Below are 1,602 nucleotides of genomic sequence, written 5' to 3'. Positions count from 1 at the left end.
AACCGTGATGCCACAGGCCCCCACGCCTCTGCCCACGGCGCCCCGACGAACTTATTTTGGAGACATGAGCGTGACCCGCGAAGAACAGCTGGTCGAGGCGTTCGTCGAAGCCGCCGACACCCTGGTCGACGACTTCGACGTCATCGAGTTCCTGCACACCCTGGCCCGGCGGTGTGTGGAGTTGCTCGACGTGGACGCCGCGGGGCTGATGCTCGCCGACTCGTACGGACAGCTACACGCGACCGCCGCGTCCACCGAGAGCGCGCGCCTGCTGGAACTGTTCGAACTGCAGGCCGACGCAGGCCCCTGCCTCGACGCCTTCCGCACCGGTGCCCAGGTGGTCAACGCCGACCTGCAGGCCAGCCAGCAGCGCTGGCCGCGTTTCGCCGAGGCTGCCCAGGCCACCGGCTTCGTCTCCGTGCACGCGTTGCCGCTGCGGCTGCGCGCCACGATCATCGGAGCGCTGAACCTGTTCGTCGCCCACCCCGGCGACCTGAGCCAGGCCGACGTGCGCACCGGTCAGGCCCTCGCGGACGTGGCCACCATCGGCATCCTGGCCCAACGCGGCCTGCACCAGTCCGATCTGCTCACCACCCAACTGCAGAACGCACTGAACAGCCGGGTGACCATCGAGCAGGCCAAGGGCGTGCTGGCCGAACGCCGCCAGATCACCGTCGATCAGGCCTTCGCCCTGCTGCGCGCCCATGCCCGCAACTACAACCTGCACCTGTCCGACCTCGCCCGCCAAGTCGCCGACGGCTCCAGCACCGCCACCGAACTGCTCTCCGGCCCGCAGCAGGCAACTGCGGAAACCAGAGGACGAGGACTGGAAACGGCCTGACGCCGGCGCCCACGGGATCGCGCCGTGGCCGTACAGGCCCCATCGACGGTCCGCGGACGGCCGTAGCGACGGGTCACGGTGCAGGGGTCGCCGTCACTGCTGCGGTGCCCTCGGCGCCCGATACGCCTGCGGGTCCTGCGGCGGCTGTCCGGCCGGTTGTCCGGGTGATCCGTAGACCTCGGTGGAGATGCGTGTGGCCGCGACCGGCGCGGTGCCGCGCACGGAGTCTTGCGGGTAACCCATCTCCACGCCCGGACCCGGCGCGATCACGGAACGGCGTGATTCATCCCGCCTGCGCGACGCGGTCGCCGTCCGGATCAGCAGGATGACAAGGGCCACCATCCCGACCACCATGATGATCACGCCGACGGTGTGGATACTGATCCCGGAGATGGTGAAGCTGACCGCGTAGGTCAGAATCGCGCCCACCGCAATCGCGACCAGGGCGCCGACCGCTCCCTGCGGCCTCACCGCCGCGCACCCTTGCGTGCGGACGGGCGGCGGGCGAACCGCCGCTCGCATACCCCGGCGGACGACTCAGTGCGGGACCGACTGGCGGTTGTGATCACAAGACGCACCCCGGGTCCGGGCGGCGGGTCGGCGATCAACTGGGAAAGGATCTGGTTCGGCATCATCAGACGCCTGTCTCCGGGCCGCACACGCACCCGGGTTCTCACCTCGCCCACGGCGACGCCGACCACAGTACCGACGCACGAAAGGCCGCGAGTGCATCCCCAGTACCCCGAACGCCCGATCCGACA

General features: G+C 69.8%; 2 protein-coding genes. One reads left to right on the top strand and one right to left on the bottom strand.

The window, feature by feature from the left end; all coding sequences use genetic code 11:
- Nucleotides 1-64 precede the first annotated feature (64 nt).
- Nucleotides 65-841: a GAF and ANTAR domain-containing protein gene (locus VGZ32_RS06265; RefSeq protein ID WP_326884883.1), complete on the top strand. Its 777-nt coding sequence runs from the start codon at nucleotides 65-67 to the stop codon at nucleotides 839-841.
- Between the two features lie 93 nt (nucleotides 842-934).
- Here the strand turns inward: VGZ32_RS06265 and VGZ32_RS06260 are convergent, their stop codons facing one another.
- A complete protein-coding gene (locus VGZ32_RS06260; protein ID WP_326884882.1) occupies nucleotides 935-1,312 on the bottom strand; it encodes a hypothetical protein in 378 nt (125 codons plus the stop codon).
- Nucleotides 1,313-1,602 lie beyond the last annotated feature (290 nt).

This window comes from Actinocrinis sp. (assembly GCF_035938995.1).
GTDB lineage: Bacteria > Actinomycetota > Actinomycetes > Streptomycetales > Catenulisporaceae > DASZGI01.
Note: the sequence above shows the minus strand (reverse complement) of the source record. Positions and strands in the feature narration are given on the sequence as shown.

Bases quoted from the DNA above. Each gene is read 5' to 3' on its own strand.
- VGZ32_RS06265 (WP_326884883.1), top strand. From the start codon at position 65: ATGAGCGTGACCCGCGAAGAACAGCTGGTCGAGGCGTTCGTCGAAGCC.